The following is a 20,170-nucleotide window of genomic DNA, read 5'->3' as shown; positions in this document are numbered from 1 at the left end:
CCCCGCGCCCCTTCAGGGCGCTAGTCTCGCCGGTGGGAACCGGTTGCCGGGGCTGTTTCCGCAGTTCCGAGGGGGCGAGGCGGGCATGACCAGGAAGAGCGAGGATGCGAGCCGCAGCACCATCCGGGATGTGGCCGCCCGCGCGGGGGTGTCCGCGTCGACCGTGTCGCGCGTGCTCGGCGGGGTGTATCCGGTGAGCACTGCGACCCGTAGCCGTGTGATGCGGGCCGTCCATGAGATGGACTACGTCGCCGACGCGCGCGCCAAAGCGGTCGCCGGTGTCGGGACGCCCACCCTCGCCTTCGTGCTGGAGGACATCACCGGGCCGTCGTTCGCGCACATGGCGTACGGCGTGGAGCGGGAGGCGACCCGGCTCGGGCATCTGTGTCTGGTGTGCAGCACGGAGGGCGATGTGCAGCGCGAGCTGGAGTTCGTGGAGATGATGCGGGCCCAGCGCGCCGCCGCCGTGATTCTGGTGGGCGGTGCCGCCGACACCCCGGAGTACCGCGAGCGCACCCGCCGTATCGCCGACTCGCTGGCCTCCGCCGGTTCCCGCCTGGTGCTGTGCGGGCGGCCGCCGCTCGGCGCCGGCTCCCCGGTGACGGTCATCGAGTACGACAACGAGGGCGGCGCGTATGCCCTGGTCGCGCACGTCCTCGCCCAGGGCCACCGGCGCGTTCTCTTCCTCGGCGGCAAGTCCGACCACACCACGGCCCAGGGCCGTGAGCGCGGCTATCTCGCCGCCCATCGCGCCCGCGGCCTCGAACCCGACCCGGCCCTCCTCCTGCACGGCGACTTCACCCGCGACTCCGGCCACCGTCTGATGCGCGGGGCCCTCAAGGACGGGCTGGAGTTCACGGCCGTGGTCGCCGCCACGGACATGGTCGCGGCCGGTGCGCTGACCGCGCTGCACGAGGCCGGCCTGGACGTGCCGGGCGATGTTTCGCTGGCCGGTTACGACGACATTCCGTTCGCCCGCGATCTGCATCCCGCCCTGACCACGGTCCATGTGCCCTACGAGGAGCTGGGCCGCCTCGCCGTCCGCACCGCCCTGGGCCGCACCCCTCAGACCCCGGACGAGCATCTGCTGCTGGGGACTCATGTGGTGGTGCGGGACTCGGTGGCGGCGGCAGAACAGTGACCTGCATGGTCAGTGGCGCCTGCGCGGTCAGTGGCGACGGACCGATCCGGGCAACCTCAGACGTCGTACGACCGAGCGCAGTTCCGCACTGCGCATCGGCGAACCGTCGACCGGGACCGATGCGGATGTGGATGTGGATGTGGATTCCTGAGTCCTGAGGGCTTCGGCGGCCCACAGCGCGAGCTCGGCGTCGCGCGGGCCGTGGGCAGTGCGGGGCTCGCCCGCGTCGAAGATCCGCACCGGGTGCGTCTCGTCCCAGCGCTGCCAGCCCGGGTCGCCGTCGGCCGCGAACCGCACCCATGCCCCGTGCATGGCGTCGGCCAGCTCGTGCGGTGCGCCCTCGCCCGCCAGCCTGCGCGATTCCGGTACGTCGCCGGTGTCGAAGACGAAGCCGAGCTCCAGGGCGTGGCAGGCGCCGAGGTCGGGGAGGCCGGAGGGCCAGCCGAACTCGTAGACGTACGAGGTGTCGGGGCGGGCGTCGGCCAGGCGGTGCAGCGGGACGCGCAGCAGGTGGTCTGTGACCATCTGGCCGACGATCTCGGCGGTGCCGGCCTCCGGGTGCAGGGTGCGGTAGCCGCGGGGTACCTCGGTGCCGCAGCGGCAGCGGGCCATGGCGCCGGCGAGGGCGACCGCGCCGAGGTGGTCGACGCGTTCCAGGAGGCCGCCGGGGACCAGCCAGAGGCGGTACTCGTCGCTGGTCCAGCCCATCATCAGGTCGACACCCTGCGCCGCGTCGCCCTCGACCAGGGCTTCCAAGGGGTCGCGCGGCACCAGGTCGCCGTCGACGACGATGCCGAAGGAGGAGCCGCCGAGCACCGGGCTGCTGAGCTTGCCGACCTCGGTCTGGGTGCGCAGCAGCAGTTCGCGGTCGACCTCGGCGAAGGCCGCGGCGGTGGCGGGGATCTTCAGCCGGGTCGCCATACGGCGCACCATGCGCCGTACCTTGTCCCGTTCGAACGTTTCGGGCGGCCCGCTCTGCAGGACCGCCCGCCGTACCAGCCCCTGCGCCTGCGGGGCGGCCAGCAGGGCGCCGATGCTGATCGCCCCCGCCGACTGGCCGGCGAGGGTGATCCGGTCGGGGTCGCCGCCGAACGCCTCGATCGACTGGTGCACCCACTGCAGGGCGGCGAGCTGGTCGCGCAGGCCGGGGTTGGCGGGGGCGTCCGGGAACAGTCCATAGCCCTCGACTCCCAGCCGGTAGTTGACCGAGACGAGGACGACACCGTCGCGGGCGAAGTTCCGCCCGTCGTACACCGGCACGGCGGAGGATCCCCTGGTCAGGGCGCCGCCGTGCAGCCAGACCAGAACGGGGAGCCGGGCCCCGGGGCCCGGCTCAGGCGTCCACACGTTCAAATTGAGGCAGTCGTCACCGGGGACGACGGGGTCGGACAGGTACTTCTCGAAGGCCTCGGAGTACGGCGGCTTCGGCGGCGTCGGCCCGAACGCGCCCGCGTCGCGCACGCCGTCCCAGGGGTCGGGCGGCACCGGCGGCCGGAACCGGCGAGGGCCGAAGGGGGGCGCAGCGTACGGGATGCCCCGGAAAACTGCGATCCCGTGCTCGGACCGGCCGCGTACGGCCCCGTAAGGCGTGCTCACCACGGGGTCTGCATGGACTGCTGCCGCCATACGACCATCAGCCTCCTCACCGCGCTCGTGCACCGGTAACACCAGAGCACCACAGATCGTCCCGGTATTCCGGTGCAGAGCGCGATGTGGCGACTACTTGGCGTACATCAGGGTGCCGAAACCGAGCTGGTCGTAGCCGCCGCTGGTGGAGCCGTAGTCACCTCCTCCGCCTTCGGGGGCGACGAGGTCGTAGTACATGGCCGAGATGTACTTGTCGTCCAGGTACAGCCGCCGGTTGTAGTGGAAGTGGAGCATGGCCCACACCGGGCGGACCTGGCCGCGGGAGCCGGAGGAGATCACCGTCTGGGACGACTGGGCGCAGCTCTGCCCGGTGCCCCAGGTGTAGGTGGTGTACGGCACGTCCTGGCCGATGTTGTACTTGGCGACGTACTGGGCGGCCTTCATGAAGCGGCGGCTGTCGTACGAGTACAGGTCGTCGCCCTGGTTCCAGGCCATCTCGCACAGGGCGCCCATCTGCCCCATGCCCATGACGGTGTGGCCCTGGTCGCGGCCGGACTCCTGCCACTGGCCGAGGGCGTAGCCGTCGGAGTCGGTGTACAGGTACGGCACCGCGTGCGCGATGGAGCCGTTGCCGGCACCGGACTTGAAGTAGGTGACCGCCTGGTCGTACTTGGCGGCGTTGTCGGTGAGGATCCCGATGGCCATGATCGAGGCCATGTTGCACAGGTCCCAGTTGGCCCAGTAGTTGGTGATGCAGGCGTCGTTGTGGTTGGTCAGGAAGCTGTTGTTGAGCGGGTAGAAGACGTTGACCATCATCTTCTGGAATGCGGAGAGGTCGAACCCGGCGTAGCCGCGCATGAGTTCGGCCGCCTGGCAGAACTCCCAGCCGTAGATGCCGGCCGCGAGGAACCGGTCGGCGTTGCCGGTGAGCGTGGTCAGCGTGGCCGACCAGGCGTTGAGGATCTTGACGGCGGTGTCGCCGTTGGCGGCCGTACCGCCCACCACCCAGCGCAGGGCGTTCTGGTAGGCGGCGGCGATGTCGTTGTAGAGGATGCCGTAGTTCTCGCCCGTGCCGCCGCGGATGACGGTGGCCTGCGGGTTGGGCGTCCAGCCGGCCTGCGAGTGGGAGTTGGCGGTCAGCTTGTTCCAGCCGGACAGCCAGGGGTCGGTCTTCGCCGCGACCTTGACCTTGGCGCGGTTGATGTCACCGGCATTGTGCAGCATGCCGGGGTGGGTGAACGTGGACGGGGCCGCGCTGGCGGTGGGGCCCGCCAGCGCGGCCGCGGAGCCCCCGAGGGCGAGTGCGGCTGTGAGACCGCCCGCGGTCCTCAGCAGACCGCGGCGGCTCAACTCGCCTTGTTCAGTGGCTCGGTGGGGGGAATCGAAGCTCTTGCGGCTCATCGTGTGCGACTCCAATCCGTGGGGGGATCAGTCGGGAGTGATGCTCACCTCTTCGAACCTGGCGGTGCCGAGGGCCAGCGGGCTGCGGGAGCAGACCACCGGGCCCACGTGGAAGGGGGCGTCACCGAAGCCGGGGATCTCGCCGGAGGCGAGGGCGGTCCAGGTGGCGCCGTCATCGGTGGAAACCGCTGCGGCGAAGGCGGTCCCGGCGCGCTTCAGCCGTAGCAGCAGGGGCAGTTGAACGGTCACGGTGCCGGAGAACGCGGAGGCACCGGCAACCGTCCTGCGCAGCATCAGCTGCGCGGAGGTCCCGCCGGTGACGATCACTCCGGCGGCCTGGTCGAACGGTGACAGGGACTTGGCCATCAGCAGGCCCACCCGGTCGGCGGTGGCTCCGCTGCGGGAGACCAGCCGGGCGGTGACCGTGCAGTCGCCGGTGACGGGCTGTCGTACGAACTGCCCTGTCATTCCTTGGTTGTTGACGGTGAGGTCGACGCCTGCGCCGCGGACCGTGAAGGTCCCGTCCGCGTACGACGTGCTGCCCGGCGTGCGGATCGCGACCACGCCAAGCGTGCCGTAAGCACGGTCGTCGAGGATCACGTCGCCGAGGTCGCCGTAGGTCCACGGGGTCGGCGGGGGTGTGCCGACGGTGAGGGTCAGGGTGGCGGTGCCGTCGCCGGCCGCGTTGCCCGCGGTGGTGGAGACGGTGAACTCCCCCGTCTCGTCGGGCGTTCCGGAGATCAGACCGGTGCGCCGGTCGACGCGCAGACCCTCGGGGAGCCCGTCCGCGGTGAAGCGCACGGGCTCGTGCGAGGCGCGGAGGAGGTGGCGGAACGGGTCCCCCTTGTTCGCGAACGCCGTTGTGGCGGAGGTGAGTTGGGGTACGGAGGGCGTCGGCATGGGGGCTGCCGCCGGCTCCGAGAGCGGGCCGCGGCCACCGGTGTTCGTCTTCGCGACGACGTAGTGGTACGTCGTGCCGGGCGTGCCGGTGGCGTCGACGTACCGGATGCGGGTGCCGAAGCCGACGGGGCCGATGCCCGCCGCGATGGTGCGGTACGGGCCGTCGGCGTCCGTGGCGCGCAGCACCCTGAAGCGGGCGGAGGGGTCCGGGGCGGTCCAGGTCAGTTCGACGGCGTCGGCGCCCGGGGCCACGCGCAGACCGGTGGCGGCAGCGGCGGGGCGGGGCGCGGACCACACGTCACCCGACGCCGACGTCACGGTGACGTTGTCGAAGGCGCCGGTGCCGGTCTCGGCGTAGTCCTCGTCCACACCGAGGCAGGAGGTGAGGACGAGACCGGCGTACGCGGTGTGCCCCAACTCGACCTCGGTGGAGCCGACTTCGGTCCAGCGGATGCCGTCCGGGGAGATCGCTCCGGTGCACCGGCGGCCCTTGCGCGTCACCCGCACCCAGTACGGCGCCCGCAGCCGGTAGCCGTCGCCCGCGCCCTCGACGTACGGGGCTTCGAGCGGGGTCGCGGACTCCGGGAGGCTGCCGAGGTCGGAGATCGGAAAGGCGGCGCCCGCAGTGATGGCGTCCTGCTGGGCGGGCGGCACGGGTGTGCTGCCGGTGGCGGAGATGTCCGCCCCGGCCGACGGCCGCACGCTCCACACGCCGCTCCAGGTGTACAGCGGAAGCCCCTGGATCAGCATGGCGGCATGCGCGGCGTCGGCGTCGGCGTCGAGGGAGGCGCGGAGCGTGACGCCGATCTTGGAGTACTGCGAGCTGAGCGGCCACACGATCCGTGCGGTGACCGTGCCGTCGCCGGGCAGCGGGAGGTGCGCCAGGCGATAGGTGTCGGCGGTGCCGCTCGCCTCCAGGACGAAGCGTTCGCCGTCGAAGGCGGCGGAACCGGGGATCTTCACGCTCCCGAGATCCTGGCTGGACCAGGGGTCCGGGAGCCCAGCCGTGGCGGACGCGAGGATCGAATCCCCGCTGCTGCCCTGGGAGTTGGAGGCGGTGACCGTGTAGTAGTACGTCCGGCCCGGGCGTACGCCGTCGTCGCCGTGGGTGGTCTTTTCGACGCCGGTGGCGATCGTCTCGTACGGTCCCTCGGGCCTGGTGGCCCGCCGGACGGTGTACGTGCTCGCCCACGTGGACGGCAGCCAACTCACCGTCACAGCCCGGGAGTTGCCGACCGCCGTGACGCCCGCCGGAGCCGTCGGCACGGCCTGCGCGGTGGCTGTCGCGCCCGCGTAGGCGAAGGTGCCCCAGCTGGGCAGGTCGTCGTTGCTGCCCTCGACGATGCGGGAGCCGCCGGTGCCGCGGAAGACGACGGCCCTCGTATACGGGGTGTCGAGGCCGCGGACGCCGGCGTAGTGGGCGTAGGCCATCTCGTAGATGGGCGGGAGGGTGCCGCGGCCGGTCGCGGAAACCGTCTTCTTGATGTACTTGCCGGTGCGGTCGAGGTCGGAGGTGAAGGGGACGTCGCCGCCGAGGTTGTAGCGGGCGGCGTACTCGAAGTTGGCGAGGATGCGGTTGTCGTCGTGGCCCCACAGATCGATGCCCTGGTTCCAGGCGACCTGCGCGATGTCGCCGGTCAGGCCGACGGCGAGCTGTTCATGGCCCTGGTCACGGCCGGATTCCTGGCCCTGACCCGTGTCGGTGACGATCCGATGGAGGATGCTGCCGTTGCCGGCGCCGGCCGCGGCGAAGCGCAGGGCGTCCTCGAAGAGGACCGGCTCCTCGCAGAACACGCCGATGGCCAGGATGGTCTGAAGGGCCGTCAGGTCCCAGTTGCCGTTGGCGTAGAGCATGGAGCCGGAGACGGCCGGATACCAGACGTCGAGGAAGGACCGCTCGCAGCGGGCGATGTCCGCGTCCGTCCAGCCGTCGTAGCCGGTGTGGCGGAGGAGTTCGGCAGCGTTGACGAACTTGAAGGCCTGCAGCCCCGCGCCGAGCGGGCCGTCCGCGCCGGTGATCGCCGTCAGGGATGCCGACCAGGAGTTGAGGATGTCGCGGGCCTTGTCGGCATTCGCCCGGTTGCCCGTGACGGCCCACATGAGGGCGTTCTGGTAGGCGGCGGCCGAGTCGGCGACGGCCTGGCTCTGGAAGTTGGTGGGGCCGCGGCCCCAGGAGGTGATCTGGCCGGTGTTCTGGATGGTGTACGTCGACTGCGAGCGGGCGTGGGCTGCGAACGCCGAGTAGCCGTCGTGGACCGGGGATTGCCCGGCCGCGACCGCCGCCTTCATCCGGGCGAGGTCGGCGGAGGTGTGCAGGAGGCCGGGGTGGGTGAAGGCCCTGGCGTCCGTTTCCGTGCCGGCGGCCCGGGCCGTGCCGGGCACGAGCAGTCCGCTCGCACCCGACGCCAGCAGCAGGGCCGCCGCGCCGCCGAGGAAGCCCCGGCGGCTGGGGCCTCCCCCAGGGACGGAGGTGATCATGACGCGGCGGCCGCCTCGGCCTCGGCGGTCGTGAGGAACGTCAGGTTCGTGACGTGCTCGTTGTAGAACCACTGGATCGCGTCGGTGGTGTAGTACCACTTGGGCTTCTTCATCGAGTCGGCGATGACGACGCCGTTGATCACCAGGTTCTCGAAGGTGACGTTCTTGATGGCGTGCTCGGCGTCGTAGCCCAGGAACAGCGACGGGTTGGCATGCGTGCCCGTATAGCTGAGGTTCTTTACGTAAACGTCTTCGATACCGCGACCGACCGAGGTGTTGTACTTCGGGTTGAACATCACCTTCATATAGATGACCTGGCCCCAGCGGAAGTCCTCGATACGGATGTCCTCGATGCGGACGTTCTTGATGAGGTTGGAGTCGCCGGGGTTGAGGGCGATGCAGCCCTGGTAGTTCATCTGCGGTTCGCGGTGGTCGAGGATGTCGACGTTCCTGATGACGAGGTTCTCGATCGTCTCGGGGGCGTCGGTGTTGCCGTGCGTGCCGATGTTGACCGGGTGCGCGACATCGGCCCACAGGGTGCAGTTCTGCACGGTGATGTCGCGGGTGTCGCCGTAGTAGTCCCAGCGGTGGGCGTAGATCGCGATGCAGTCGTCGGAGTTGCGCAGGAAGCAGCCGTCGAGGACGACGTCGCTGCAGGAGAAGATGTCGATGCCGTCGCCGTTGCCGCGCGAGCTGAAGCCGCGGACCTTCTTGTAGCGGACGTTCTGGCTCTCGCCGAGGGTGGAGACGTAGCCGCCCCTGGGGTTGAGGACGATGACGTCCTCGGCGCAGATGTTCTTGCTGCCCTCGACGAGGATGCCGTTGTACGGGCTGGCTATCACACCGTGGCCCTTGATCGCGGCCTTCTCGACGTCCTTGAAGTACACCTGGGCACTGAGGACGGCACCGCCGGCCAGGTAGACGGTCTTGCCGCTGGGGACGTTGAGGACACTGCCGGCGACGGTGTGCACTCCGGGGCCGAAGTAGAGGACGTCCGGGTCGTCGGCGGAGGGCGGGTTCGGGTCGATGTGGTTGGTGATGACGTGCAGACAGTCGAAGATCTCGTCGTTGATCTGGACGACCAGATCCTTCGGCTCGTCGAGGGTGAACACCAGCGTGTCGCCGCCGAGTTCGGGCTTGATGCCGTACGAGTCCGGTCTCACCCGGGCCTTGGTGGTGCCGCCCTTGAGGTAGGTGATCTCCAGCTCGACCGAGCCCCGGAAGTCGAAGTACACCATCGAGGAGTTGTAGACCTTGCCGGAACCGGTGGTCGGGTTGATCTCCTCCAGCTGCGGCCGGTAGACGTCGAGGGTCCCCCAGTCCCCGTCGGGGGCGGTGCGGACTCTCACCCTGAAGCTCGTGTTCGTCGGCTGACCGGCCGGGAGCGGGTAAGTGACCAGCTTCGGCGCGGAGTTGCCGTCGTCGGCGTGGGCCTCCGTGGCCGTCAGAGCGCCGGACAGACCGGCGGCGAGCACGGTGGCGCCCGCGGCCTGCAGGGCGGTACGGCGGGACAGGGGCGTGTTCATGCGGACTCCTTGTTTAATTGGCTGGTCGCGATGCAACAGGTCGAAAGACAGAGCTACTTGAGGCCGGACGTCGACATGCCGGCGACGAAACCGCGCTGGGCGACGAGGAAGATCAGCAGGATCGGGACTACGTACATCACGGAGGCGGCGGCCTTGAGATTGGTGACGGGCACCCCCGCCCCGTTGACATAGGTGGTCATGAGGGCGACCGCGAGGGTGGTGCGGTCGGTGGACAGCAGCAGCTGCGGGGCGATGTAGTCGCCCCAGGTCCAGGTGAAGGCGATCACGAAGCTCGCGGCGAGGACCGGCCAGGACTGGGGCAGGAAGATCCGCCAGAAGATACCGGCGTAACCGCAGCCGTCGACGATCGCGGCCTCCTCCAGCTCGCGTGGCAGCCCGGCGAAGAACTGCCGGAAGAGGAAGACGAGATACGGCGCGGACGCCAGCCCCCACAGCACCCAGGGCCAGTACGTGTCGACCATGCCGAGCCTCGCGAAGATCAGGTAGGTCGGCAGCAGGGTGATCATCTGGGGCAGCATCATCGAGCCGAGCAGGATGCCGAAGAGCGTCTTCTTGCCGGGTGCGCTCAGCCGGGCGAATCCGAAGCCGACCCAGGCGGAGCTGAGGGTGACCAGGGTGGCGTAGATGAGGGCGATGACCAGGGAGTTGCGGGCGTAGCCGAGGAAGTCGATGAGGCGGTAGGCGTCGGCGAAGTCGTGCCACTGGACGTGTGCGGGCAGCCAGTGCACGGGCGAGGCGGCCAGCTCGGCCGGGGACTTCAGTCCGCTGATGACCAGCCAGCCGAAGGGGCCGAGGAAGAGCCCGGTGATCACCACGAGGACGGTGTAGAGGACGAGGCGGTTGACCCGTATCCGGAGTGCGGACTTGGGGGGAAGACTGGCGGCGGTCACTTCTGCGCCTCCGGGTCGACGTTGTAGAACACCACGCCGGACGTGAACTTGAAGATGAGTCCGGTCGCGATGAGGATCAGGGCGAAGAGAACCCACAGCAGTGCGGAGGCGTAGCCGTAGCGGCCGAACGCGAAGTACTCCACCAACACATGCATCATGTACTGGTAGTTGGACTGCGGGATCGCGGTGGCGCCGTTCAGGGTGCCGTCGGGCGACAGCAGCAGCGGCAGAATGGTCTGCACCGAGGCGATCACGCCGGTCACCGTCTGGAAGAGCAGCACCGGGGACAGCAGCGGCACGGTGATGCTGCGGAAGCTGCGCCAGGCGCTCGCTCCGTCGATGCGGGCGGCCTCGTGGAGCTCGCGGGGGATGTCCTGGAGCCCCGCCAGCGAGATGATCATGATGTTTCCGGCGCCCCAGAGCACTGCCATCAGCAGCACGTAGCGTGCATAGGGGTCGGCGAGCCAGCCCAGGGCGTCGATGCCGAAGATGTTCAACACGCCGTTGGCGGCACCGGAGTTCTGGTCGAAGAGCTGCTTGAAGGCGAGGGCCGCGCCCACCGGCGGCACCACGGCCGGCAGATAGAGCAGCGTGCGGAACAGGCCGCGTGCCCTGATGGGCCGGTTGACGAGGACGGCGAGCCCCAGTCCGGCGATGATCGACAGCGGCACCGAGGTGAGCGCGAACAGGCCGGTGCGGCCCAGGGCGTCCCAGGTCTGCGAATCCGCGAACAGCTCGCGGTAGTTGCCGAGGCCGACATACCGCCAGTTCGGCGAGATGCCGTCGAACGTGGTGAAGCTCAGCCACAGCGCGTACGCCATGGGGAAGACGGTCAGCAGCAGGAAACCGATGATCCAGGGCGAGGCGAACATGTAGAACGCCCGGTGCCTGCGCGAGGTCATCGAGGAGCGCGGGCGGTCCGCGGCCCGTATGCGGTCGGCGGGCGCGGCCGACTCGGGCCGCTGCGTGACCGAGGAGATCTGGTCGGCCGTCATCCCACTTGCTCCTTACCGCGCTTGAGCTGCTCGTTCATGGCCGAGTTCAGCCGCCGCGCCAGGGTGTCGAGGGACATCTCGCCGTTCATCGCGGCCGGGGCTGTCTGGTTGAAGAGGGCATAGAGGGAGTCCGCCGTGGCGTAGGGGGTGAAGGCGATCACCGAGAAGTGCTTGAGCTCGGCCTCCTGCACCTTCAACTCCCGCTTCTGGTAGTCCTCCTGGGCCGGCATCAGCGGGCGCAGCGACTTCAGCGTGGGGATGCCCCAGCCGCTGGAGGCGCGGGCCTTGGCCGGTGCCTCGCCGAAGAACCACTCGAAGACCCGCCAGGCGGCGTCCTTGTTCCGCCCCTTCCTCGGCATCCACAGGCCGGTGCCCGCCTGGCAGGGGCTGATCCGCCTGCCGCCGGGGAAGACCGGAGCGGGGGCCAGCCGGGAGAGCGGCGCGAGCTTCTTGTCGGTGTTGATCAGGCCGCCGAGCCAGTAGCCGCTGCCCGACATGGCCATCCGGGACGCCTGATAGGTGGGGCCGTCCCAGGCGTTGGGGTCGGGCTGGATGATGCTGGGCCCGACCTTGGTCCTGGCGTAGTCGATGTACCAGCCGAGCGCTTTGCGGGCCTCGGGGGTGGTGAAGTCGACCCGGGTGAAGTCGTCACTGAAAATGCTTCCTCCAGCGGCCACGGCCAGACTCGCCAGGAGGTTGGGGGTGAGCACGCCGTTGTAGCTTCCGCCGAACACTGTCGTCCGGCCGTTCTTGCGCTGCGTGAGCCGCTTGGCCGTGTCCAGCCACTCGTCGAACGTGACCGGCTCCAGCTCCGGCGGGTTGTCGACCCCCGCCTTGTCGAAGAGCGCGGTGTTGTACCAGTACATGGAGTCCTGGGAGAAGTCCTTCGCCATGCCGTAGCGCGGGCCCTTGCCCTGGGTACGGCCGTCGAAGCGCCATAGGTCGTTGACCGGATCCAGGTCGTCGAGCCTGAGGACGCTGCTCTTGGCGAAGTACGGGTCCAGCTCCTCCATCACGTCCCGCGCCGCGAAGTACGGCGCGTCCGTGGCGCCGACGCCGCGCACCAGGTCCGGCGGCTTGCCGTTCGTCATCATCGCGACCAGCTTGCTGATGCTGTAGTCCACCCGGACGATCTTGATGCCGAGGTCCTTCTGGGCCTGCTTGATCAGTTCCGGGGAGAGATCATCCGCTTTGGACATCAGCGTGACGGTCTCGCCGGAACCGCTCACCCCGGTGGACACCTGCAGGGCGCAGCCGCTCAGCGCTGCCGCGCCGGCCGCGGCGCCGCCCGCCGACAGGGCGAGAAAGCGGCGGCGACTCGGCCGAGCACCGGCCTGGGTGTGCATGAACTACCCACTCTCTTCGCTGAGATGGATGACGGAAGTCGGGGCACGCGGGGGGGGATGGATGCGGCGTGCGAATGTTTCGGGAACCGGTTGCTGCGCGGTGTCACGGAGCTTCCGTCCGGGAGCACGGCACGTCAAGAGGCATGACGAACTTTCGAAAACAGTGGTCCGACCGGGTTCAGGGGACTCACGTGGCTACGGTGCTGGTCAGCGCGGCAACCGGTTGCCCGAGGAGCTCCGAGGCACCGCTGGACCCGGGAAACCGCAGTAACCGATTTCGCCCCAGAGCGGGATCAAGGGCCTTGGACCATCGGAGCGACCCGTTCCCACGCCACCCTTCCCACCGATTGACCACCGCTTCACGGCAGATCTACGGTAGAAGGCGCTTTCTGAAACTGTTTCCATCCCGTCGTCAGCGTTCAGGAGAGCCATGCCCAACCCCCAGCCGCCGAGGGCCGTGTTCGCGATGGATCCGGTGCACCTCCCGCTGCTCTTCCCCCCACCGCTCATGGCCCGGCTGCAGCAGGCGTCCGACCTCGACCCCGGGTTCGTCGTACGGGACTTCGCCGATCCGGCGGCCGCTCAGACCCTTGCCCGGGCGGAGGTGCTGATCACCGGGTGGGGCTGCCCGGCCCTCGACGCCGGCGTGCTGGCCGCGGCGCCCCGCCTGCGCACCGTCCTGCACGCCGCGGGCTCGGTCCGTTCGCTGGTCGGCGAGGCCCTGTGGGAGCGCGGGATCACCGTCTCCAGCGCGGTGACGGGCAACGCCCTGCCCGTCGCGGAGTACACCCTCGCGATGATCCTGCTCGCCGGGAAGGACACCTTCGCCCACCGCGAGCGCTTCCGCACCACCCACGCCTACCCGAGCGACGCCGAGACCGCGCATACGGGCAACGTCGGCCGCCGGATCGGGATCATCGGCGCCTCGCGCGTGGGCCGCCGGCTGCTGGAGCTGCTGAGGCCGTTCGACTTCACGGTCCTGCTCCACGACCCCTATGTCAGCCCCGCCTCGGCCGCCGCCCTCGGTGCCGAACTCCTGCCGCTGGACGACCTGTTGAGGCACAGCGACATCGTGTCGCTGCACGCCCCCGACATCCCCGAGACCTACCGCATGCTCGACGCCGGCCGGCTCGCCCTCATCCGGGACGGCGGCGTACTGATCAACACCTCGCGCGGCGCCCTGGTCGACCCCGACGCGCTCACCGACGAGCTGGTCTCCGGCCGACTGCACGCGATCCTCGACGTCACCGAACCCGAGCCGCTGCCCGCCGGATCCCCGCTCTACCGCCTGCCCAACGTCTTCCTCACCCCGCACATCGCGGGCTCGCTCGGCAATGAGCTGGAACGTCTCGGCCGTATCGTCGTGGAGGAACTGGAACGCCTGGTCGCGGGCGCGCCCCCGGCCCACGAAGTACGGCACTCGGACCTGGCCCGGGTCGCGTGAGGGCCGGCGCTCGCGTTCCGGCGGAGGGCCGGACAGCGGCTCTCCGCCTGCCCCCGACGAGTACCGCTCCTCCCCCGTTATCCACAGCCCCGCACCCCGGAGAAACAATGGGATACGGTTTCCGCACCAGCCAGGGGCCCGGACATGGGCACGGTCTTCAGCCGTACGGCAAGGGGCCGCATCCCCCGCCGGCCGGGGCAGCAGTCGTGAGGGTGAAGGAGCCGCAGCGGTGAGTCAGCGCAAGGCGTCCGGGGACGCCGGACGGGCCACCATCCGCGATGTGGCGGAGCGGGCGGGTGTCTCCGTCGCGAGCGTCTCGCGCGTACTGTCCGGCAACTACCCGGTGTCGGAGGATCTGCGGCGCCGGGTGATGAAGGTGGTCCGGGACCTGGACTACGTCACCAACGCGCACGCCCGCTCCCTCGCCGGCGGCGGCACACCGACGGTCGCCATCCTCATCAACAACATCACCGGCGCGGCATTCGCCCACGTGGCCAAGGGAGTTGAGGGTGCCGCCACGCTGCGCGGCTGGCTCTCCCTGGTCGGCACCACCGGCGACGACCCCGAGCGGGAGCTCGCGCTGGTCAACCTCATGCGCCAGCAGGGCGTGGCCGCGGTGGTGCTGCTCGGCGGCGCCTACGACTACGACGAGTACCAGCTGCGCATGGCCCGCTTCGCCCGCTCCCTCGACGCGGCCGGCTCCCACCTCGTCCTGGTGGGCCGGCCGCCCCTGGAGGGCGACGTCCCCGCCACCACGGTCGACTACGACAACGAGGGCGGCGCCTACGCGATGGCCAGCCATCTGCTGTCGGCCGGGCACCGCAGGGTCCTGGTACTGCCCGGTCCCGCTGAACTCACCACCGCCCAGGGCCGGTTGAGGGGCGCCGAGCGGGCCTTCGAGGCGTACGGGGTGCCGTTCGACCCGGGCATGGTGCGGTACGGGCCGTACGACGACGAGCACGGATACAGCGCCGTCGAGACGGCCCTGCACGAGACGCCGGACTTCACGGCCGTCCTCGCCGGAACCGACGTGGTCGCCGCGGGCGCCATGCAGGCCCTGCGCGCGGCCGGGCTGCGGGTACCGGAGGACGTGTCGATCGTCGGCTACGACGACATCCCCCTTGCTTCCCAGCTCACGCCCCAACTGACCACCGTGCACGTGCCCTACGAGGAGATGGGCCGCGTCGCCCTGCGCGCGGTGGCCGACCGGCGCGAGGGCGGCGGGGGCCGCCGCAAGGGCGCCGACGGCGACCATCTCGTACTGGGCACCCATGTCGTCGTACGAAACTCCGTGCAGCCGCCGTCCACCGGGCGCTGAGACGCCACCGGGAAGCGAAGTTTTCGTAACCGGTTTCCTCCGTCTACCAGCGCTTTCCTCGGCCTGACGCAATAAGTTCGCGCACACCCCTTGCTACAGCTGGATCGGTCGGCCTACCTTCACGGCAACCGCTTACTACAGCTTCCGCTTGGCTGACCCCCTTCAGCCGCGACCTCCCTCAGCCGCCGGCCGACGGACTCCCGGCCGCCGTTCCCGGCCTGCACCGAGCCGCCGTCGTCTGGCTCTCAGACGCCCAACTTCCGAAGGAACACGGTCAGATGAACTTCACCAGCCCCCGGAGAAGGTTCGCCCACGCCGCTGTCGCGGGACTCGCACTCACAGGTCTGCTCTCCGCCTGCGGCGGATCGGACTCCGGGGACGGCACCAAGTCGTCGGGCCCGGTCACCCTCCCCTTCTGGGGCTGGGCCAACGGTCAGGACGCCGTCGCCAAGGCATTCAACGCCTCGCACAAGGACGTCAAGCTCAAGTACACCAAGGTCACCGACCAGTTGACCATGCAGAAGCAGCTGACCAACGCGGTCAAGGCGGGCAACGCGCCCTGCCTGGTGCAGAACACCGCCGAGTACGTGACGAGTTGGGTCTCGCAGGGGGCGCTCGCCGACATCACGCAGTACGTGGGGTCGAGCAAGGACAAGTTCAACGCCGGTGCATGGGCCAGCGCGCAGGTGCAGGGCAAGAGCTACGGCGTCCCCACCAGCTCCGCGCCCAACTTCACGATCTACCGCACCGACATCTTCGAGAAGTACGGCATCAAACCCCCCGCCACCTGGGACGACTTCATCGCCGCGGGCAAGGTCCTGAAGAAGCACGGCATCAAGATCACCAACTACGCCGGTGAGGACCCGAGCACCCTGGAGGTGCTCGCCATGCAGGCCGGCGCCCACTGGTACGCGATCGACGGCAACTCCTGGAAGGTCGACTTCCAGGACGCGGGCACCCTGAAGGCCGCAAAGGTCATCCAGGAGATCATCGACAACGACCTCAACTCCAAGCTGTCCTTCGCCGACTACGCGGCCGTGCAGCGCAATTACGACAACGGCGGCACGGCGACCCGGCAGATCTCCACCTGGCAGATGGCCGGCATGGTGCAGAATTTCACCAAGTCCTTCGGGAAATGGGCGCTTTCGCCGTGGCCGACGTATCAGGGCGAGGCGGCCAAGACGCCGGCCGGCACCAATCTGACCGGCAGCGTGACGCTGGTGACCAAGCAGTGCAAGGACGTCGAGCAGGCCGCCGAGGCCGCGCTGTGGCTGTCCACCAACACCGGAGCGGTCAAGACGATGGCGAGCCCGACGACCGGCAACGGCGTGATGCCTGCACTCGCCGACAGCAACTCGTACGTCGGCGAGGCGGTCTCCGACAAGCTGCTCGGCAAGAACTACCAGCCCGCCCAGAAGGTGGTCATCGACAGCCTGAACACCATCACCACGGACTGGACCTTCGGGCCGGACTGGACCGCCATGTTCACGGAGATGCAGGCCGGCTGGGCGAAGGTCGTGGGCAAGCAGGAGAAGGTCACCGATCTCCTGGCGCATATGCAGGAGTGGACGGTCAAGGACCTGAAGTCCCGCGGCATCAGCGTCAAGGGCTAGCGACCACAGGCAAGGACGAGAATCGATGATTCGCTCCCTGCGCTGGAAGGGTGCCGCCTTCACGGTGCCCTTCCAGCTCGGCTTCGTCTTCCTCTATCTGCTCCCGATCGGCTACGCCGTCTACCAGTCGCTGTACCGCGAGCAGCAGTCCGGGCTGGGGCTCGGCGGCTCGACGGAGAAGTTCGCCGGGCTGGACAACTACCAACAGGGCCTGACCGACCCGGCGTTCATGGGATCCGTCCTGCGGGTGGTGCTGTTCGCCTGCGTGCAGATCCCGGTGATGCTGTTCATCAGCCTCGTACTGGCGCTGTTCCTGGACGCGTTGACCTCGAAAGTGGCCGGCCGCTTCCGGATCCTCCTCCTGGTGCCGTACATGATCCCCGGCGTGGTCGCCGCGATCGTATGGATCAACCTGTACAGCCCGGATGTCGGCCCACTGACGCCACTCGGCAGAGTCTTCGGCTTCGACTGGAACTTCTTCGCGCCCTCGATGGTGTGGCCGTCCATCGGCAATCTGCTCACCTGGCACGGCGTCGGCTACAACATGGTGATCATCTACTCGGCGCTGCAGGGCGTCCCGCGCGAGCTGTTCGAGGCGGCGCGGCTGGACGGCGCCTCCGAGCGGCGGATCGCGCTCAGCATCAAAATCCCTTACGTCCGGGGCGCGTTGGTGCTGACCGGCATGCTCTCGATCATCCAGATGCTGCAGATCTTCAACGAGCCCGCGCTGTTCCGGAACATCACCCCGCAGACGGTCAGCGACAGCTTCACCCCGATCATGATCATCTACAACCAGGCGTTCAACGCCGGCAACTACCACTACGCCGCGGCCCTGTCGGTGCTCCTCGCCCTCATCCTCGGTGTCGCCTCCTTCCTCTTCTACCGGCTGACGTCAAAGGAGGCGGACTGATGACGCTCACCGAAGAGCGCACCGAGCCGCACAGCGTCCGGCGCCTCACCCGCCCCGACCCCGCCTCCCGCACCCGCGGCGGCCAGCGCTTCCTCCTCGTCGGCCTGACGCTGGCCAGTGTCTACAGCCTCTTCCCGGTCTGGTGGCTGATGGTCGCCGCCACCAAGAACCGCGTCGGCCTCTACCAGAGCAACGGCTTGTGGTTCTCCGGCTGGCATCTGTGGGACAACCTGCATCAGCTGTTCACCTACGAGCACGGCATCTTCCTGCGCTGGACCGCCAACTCCTTCCTGTACGCAGGGGTCGGCTCCCTCGGCGGCACCCTGCTCGCCCTTGCAACCGGTTACGGCCTCGCCCGCTTCCAATTCCCGGGCCGCAGCCTGGTGTTCGCGTGCGTGGTCGGCTCGTTCCTGATCCCGATCGCCCTGCTCACCCTGCCTCTGTATCTGCTGTTCTCGCAGATCGGCATGGTCGACACCCCCTGGGCGATGCTGATCCCCTGTCTGATCAACCCGTTCAGCGTGTACCTCGCCAAGGTCTACACCGAGGCCACGATCCCGTACGAGCTGCTGGAGGCGGCGCGTATCGACGGCGCCGGTGAACTGCGCATCTTCTTCAGCATCGTGCTGCGGATGATGACCACGGGCGGAGCCACCGTCTTCCTGCTCGCCTTCGTCAACACCTGGAACGCCTTCTTCCTCCCGCTGACCGTCCTGCGCGGCGAGAACAACTGGACGCTCAACATCGGCCTGTACAACTGGTCCGGCAAACGCCTGGAGTCCGGGGTCGACCTGACCAGCCTGGTGCTGACCGGCGCGCTGCTGTCCATCGTGCCGATGGCGATCATGATGGTGGCGATGCGCCGCTACTGGCGGACCGGGGTGACGCTGGGGGCCCTCAAGTGACCGTCCACCAGGACCATTTGGAGCCTTGACGTGACGCTGCTGCACAACCCCGTCATCCGCGGCTTCGCCCCCGACCCCTCGCTGGTCCGGGTCGGCGACTGGTACTACGTCGCGACGAGTTCCTTCGAGTGGTTCCCGACCATCCCCATCCACCGCTCCCGCGACCTGGCCCACTGGGAGTACGCGGGTCATGTGCGCGGTGCCGCCCCCGGGGACTCGCTGGCCGGGGTGCCGGACTCGGGCGGCATCTGGGCGCCGTCGCTGAGCTGGGACGGTGAGCGGTTCTGGGTGGTGTACGCGGTCGTACGGTCGGTGGGGACGCCGTATTTCGACATCGACACCTACGTCAGCACGGCCACCGAGGCGAGCGGCAAATGGACGACCCCGCAACGGGTCGCAAGCCATGGGTTCGACCCCGCGCTCTTCCACCACCAGGGCCGGCTGTGGCTGCTCAACCTGCAGAACGACCACCGACCGGGTGGACGCCGGTTCGCCGGGATCGTCCTGACCGAGCTGGACCGGGAGACGCTGAACCCGGTCGGTGGCACCCATCTGCTGCTGCAGCACGAACGGCTCGTCGAGGGGCCGAAGTTGGTGCGGCGGGGGGGCTGGTACTACCTGGTGCTGGCGGAGGGGGGCACGGGTTTCGAGCACGGGGTGCGGGTGGCCCGTTCGCGCGCGATCACGGGCCCGTACGAGCTGGCCGCCCGGCCCCTGCTGACCAGCCGGGACGACCCGTCGCTGCCATTGCAGAAGGCGGGGCACGGAGAGCTCGTACAAACTCCGGACAGGGACTGGGTGTTGAGCCACCTGACGGCCCGTCCGCTGCAGACGCCCGACGGCCCGCGCTGCACGCTCGGCCGGGAGACGGCGGTCCAGGCGGTGGCCTGGGACGAGGACGGCTGGCCGAGGATGCGACACGGGGGTGCGCATCCGGCGGTCGAGGTCGACGTACCGACTCGTCCCGAGCCGCTGCCGCCTCAACTCCCCACATCCGAGGGCCCGTTGGGCTGGCCATGGAGCACGCTGCGCGCTGCCCCGGATCCGTCCTGGGCCGACACCACGAGCCGTCCGGGCTGGATCCGGCTGCGTGGCCGGCACGGGCCCGAGTCGCGGTGGGCGCACAGTCTGCTCGCCCAGCGGATCACCGAGCACCGGGCGGAGGCCGAGGTCACCGTCGAAGCCCGGCCGACCACCTTCACCCAGGCGGCCGGGCTGGTGCTCTGGTACAACACGGAGGCCTACATGAGCCTCGACGTCACCTGGGCCGAGCCGGAGGGCGAAGGGCAGCGCGGGCAGCAGTGGCGGGGTGCGGGGCGTACGGTGCTGAGCCTTGTGGAGCGCGAGGAATCCGGTACCCGCCAGGCAGCCCTCGTCGATGTCGTCACGGAAGAACCGCTGACACTCGGCGTGACGGTCGACGAGGCGGAGGCGCGGTTCTGGTGCCTGCGGGGCGGGCTGCGTACGCCGGTCGGAGGGCCGTTGGACTTCAGCAAGCTCTCCGACGACCACGGCTCCAGGCTGCGTTTCACGGGGGCGATGGCCGGCATCCATGCCGTGGACCTGGTGGACGCGGCATTCACGGCCGACTTCACCGGCTTCCGGCTCACCTGCTGGTAACCGTCACCGTCAACTGCCTGCTGCCGCCGTCGCGTTCGAAGTTTCGAAAGCCCGGGACCGTGAAGACCTGCGAAG

At 69.2% G+C, this 20,170-nt stretch carries 14 protein-coding genes; 7 read left to right on the top strand and 7 right to left on the bottom strand.

What is annotated here, in order from left to right; genetic code table 11:
• The first annotated feature begins 85 nt into the window (after nt 1-85).
• Complete coding sequence (locus P2Q00_RS19765) at nt 86-1,141, top strand: LacI family DNA-binding transcriptional regulator (RefSeq protein ID WP_275773910.1); 1,056 nt, start codon at nt 86-88, stop codon at nt 1,139-1,141.
• A gap of 27 nt (nt 1,142-1,168) precedes the next feature.
• On the opposite strand, the gene P2Q00_RS19760 is transcribed toward P2Q00_RS19765, so the two are convergent.
• The 7 genes from P2Q00_RS19760 to P2Q00_RS19730 all read right to left on the bottom strand — a co-directional run bounded on the left by P2Q00_RS19760 (nt 1,169) and on the right by P2Q00_RS19730 (nt 12,285).
• A complete protein-coding gene (locus P2Q00_RS19760) occupies nt 1,169-2,767 on the bottom strand; it encodes a carboxylesterase/lipase family protein (RefSeq protein WP_275773909.1) in 1,599 nt (532 codons plus the stop codon).
• 93 nt (nt 2,768-2,860) lie between these two features.
• Nucleotides 2,861-4,129 carry an alginate lyase family protein gene (locus P2Q00_RS19755; protein ID WP_275773908.1) on the bottom strand — a complete coding sequence of 423 codons (1,269 nt, stop codon included), beginning with the start codon at nt 4,127-4,129 and terminating at the stop codon, nt 2,861-2,863.
• A gap of 27 nt (nt 4,130-4,156) precedes the next feature.
• Nucleotides 4,157-7,507 carry a putative Ig domain-containing protein gene (locus tag P2Q00_RS19750; protein WP_275773907.1) on the bottom strand — a complete coding sequence of 1,117 codons (3,351 nt, stop codon included), beginning with the start codon at nt 7,505-7,507 and terminating at the stop codon, nt 4,157-4,159.
• Nucleotides 7,504-9,033, bottom strand: coding sequence for a glycosyl hydrolase family 28 protein (locus P2Q00_RS19745; RefSeq protein WP_275773906.1), 1,530 nt, complete (start codon nt 9,031-9,033; stop codon nt 7,504-7,506). Before P2Q00_RS19745 ends, P2Q00_RS19750 begins: the two co-directional genes overlap by 4 nt.
• A gap of 53 nt (nt 9,034-9,086) precedes the next feature.
• Complete coding sequence (locus P2Q00_RS19740) at nt 9,087-9,944, bottom strand: carbohydrate ABC transporter permease (RefSeq protein ID WP_275773905.1); 858 nt, start codon at nt 9,942-9,944, stop codon at nt 9,087-9,089.
• Nucleotides 9,941-10,939, bottom strand: coding sequence for a carbohydrate ABC transporter permease (locus P2Q00_RS19735; RefSeq protein WP_275773904.1), 999 nt, complete (start codon nt 10,937-10,939; stop codon nt 9,941-9,943). Before P2Q00_RS19735 ends, P2Q00_RS19740 begins: the two co-directional genes overlap by 4 nt.
• Nucleotides 10,936-12,285, bottom strand: a complete 1,350-nt coding sequence (locus tag P2Q00_RS19730; RefSeq protein WP_275773903.1) for an extracellular solute-binding protein — start codon at nt 12,283-12,285, stop codon at nt 10,936-10,938. The genes P2Q00_RS19735 and P2Q00_RS19730 overlap by 4 nt, the downstream gene beginning before the upstream one ends.
• Before the next feature lie 430 nt (nt 12,286-12,715).
• Between P2Q00_RS19730 and P2Q00_RS19725 the strand changes: the two genes are divergently transcribed.
• From P2Q00_RS19725 to P2Q00_RS19700, 6 genes are all read left to right on the top strand, one after another.
• On the top strand, nt 12,716-13,729 hold the full coding sequence (locus tag P2Q00_RS19725; RefSeq protein WP_275773902.1) for a hydroxyacid dehydrogenase: 1,014 nt from the start codon (nt 12,716-12,718) through the stop codon (nt 13,727-13,729).
• A 229-nt stretch (nt 13,730-13,958) separates the two neighbouring features.
• A complete protein-coding gene (locus tag P2Q00_RS19720) occupies nt 13,959-15,047 on the top strand; it encodes a LacI family DNA-binding transcriptional regulator (RefSeq protein WP_275773901.1) in 1,089 nt (362 codons plus the stop codon).
• A gap of 278 nt (nt 15,048-15,325) precedes the next feature.
• Nucleotides 15,326-16,660 carry an ABC transporter substrate-binding protein gene (locus P2Q00_RS19715; protein ID WP_275773900.1) on the top strand — a complete coding sequence of 445 codons (1,335 nt, stop codon included), beginning with the start codon at nt 15,326-15,328 and terminating at the stop codon, nt 16,658-16,660.
• A gap of 25 nt (nt 16,661-16,685) precedes the next feature.
• The gene (locus tag P2Q00_RS19710; RefSeq protein ID WP_275773899.1) at nt 16,686-17,570 is read left to right on the top strand and encodes a carbohydrate ABC transporter permease; all 885 of its coding nucleotides are present in this window, start codon (nt 16,686-16,688) and stop codon (nt 17,568-17,570) included.
• The gene (locus P2Q00_RS19705) at nt 17,570-18,475 is read left to right on the top strand and encodes a carbohydrate ABC transporter permease (protein WP_275773898.1); all 906 of its coding nucleotides are present in this window, start codon (nt 17,570-17,572) and stop codon (nt 18,473-18,475) included. The genes P2Q00_RS19710 and P2Q00_RS19705 overlap by 1 nt, the downstream gene beginning before the upstream one ends.
• Nucleotides 18,476-18,505: 30 nt before the next feature.
• The gene (locus P2Q00_RS19700) at nt 18,506-20,095 is read left to right on the top strand and encodes a glycoside hydrolase family 43 protein (RefSeq protein ID WP_275773897.1); all 1,590 of its coding nucleotides are present in this window, start codon (nt 18,506-18,508) and stop codon (nt 20,093-20,095) included.
• Nucleotides 20,096-20,170 lie beyond the last annotated feature (75 nt).

Source organism: Streptomyces coacervatus (assembly GCF_029223485.1).
Taxonomy (GTDB): domain Bacteria; phylum Actinomycetota; class Actinomycetes; order Streptomycetales; family Streptomycetaceae; genus Streptomyces; species Streptomyces coacervatus.
The sequence above is the reverse complement of the archived record's forward strand: the minus strand, read 5'-3'. Positions and strand labels throughout refer to the sequence as shown.